Annotated in this window: 2 protein-coding genes; one reads left to right on the top strand and one right to left on the bottom strand. The window is 62.6% G+C overall.

The genetic code is table 11. From position 1 onward, the window contains the following. Positions 1-577: UbiA family prenyltransferase (locus tag EN935_RS38455; RefSeq protein ID WP_127374369.1), on the top strand; the 577-nt coding region annotated here is incomplete at its 5' end. Positions 578-617: 40 nt separating this feature from the next. On the opposite strand, the gene EN935_RS42600 is transcribed toward EN935_RS38455, so the two are convergent. Further along, a partial coding sequence (locus EN935_RS42600) for a DUF6101 family protein (RefSeq protein ID WP_245489175.1) occupies positions 618-792 on the bottom strand: 175 nt, incomplete at its 5' end.

Genomic DNA, 792 nt, shown 5'->3' with positions numbered 1-792 from the left:
GGTCGGCCTCGTGGTGCTCATCCAGTTCAACAGCTTCGCCATGCTGCTCGGCATCTGCTCGCTGGCGATCATAGCCATCTATCCGTTCATGAAGCGGATAACCAACTGGCCGCAACTGGTGCTTGGCCTTGCCTTTTCCTGGGGCGCGCTGATGGGATGGGCGGTCGAGTTCGGCGATCTCGATGGACCTGCCGTGATGCTCTATATCGGCTCGATCCTGTGGGTGATCGGCTACGACACGATCTACGCGCATCAGGACAAGGAAGACGACGCCATTGTCGGCGTGCGCTCGACGGCACGCCTGTTCGGCGACAACACCAAATCGTGGCTGGCAGGGCTCTATGGCGGCGCGCTGATCTGTTTTGCCATCGCCTTCGCGTCGGCGCAGGCTCCGGTGGTGGCACTGGCAGGACTGATCGCTGCCGGCGCCCATATGGCCAGGCAAATTGCCGTGTTGGATATCGACAACCCGGACCAATGCCTGCGTCTATTCAGATCGAACAACCAGGTCGGCTGGCTGATCTTCCTGGGCCTGATCGGCGGCGCTGTGTGGGTAGCACTGAAGCCGCTGGTTTAGCGGCTTCGCTTTTCCTGCATGTTCCCTCTCGGGATCATGCTCACTCGCGCGAGATGATCTCCTGGCCGTCGATGACCAGCCTGAGACCGAGGTCGCCGGCCCTGCGGCGAGCGAGAAAACGCGGGCGTCGGGTGTTGGACACACGGCCCTTGCGGCGATCCTGCGGCGGCAGCGTCTTGATGGCGGCGCCGAGCGATTCTTCCAGAGTGCGGGCG

Origin of the sequence: Mesorhizobium sp. M7D.F.Ca.US.004.03.1.1 (genome assembly GCF_003998635.1) — a bacterium.
GTDB classification, from domain to species: Bacteria; Pseudomonadota; Alphaproteobacteria; order Rhizobiales; family Rhizobiaceae; genus Mesorhizobium; species Mesorhizobium loti.
This window is presented reverse-complemented; position numbering and strand designations above follow the sequence as displayed.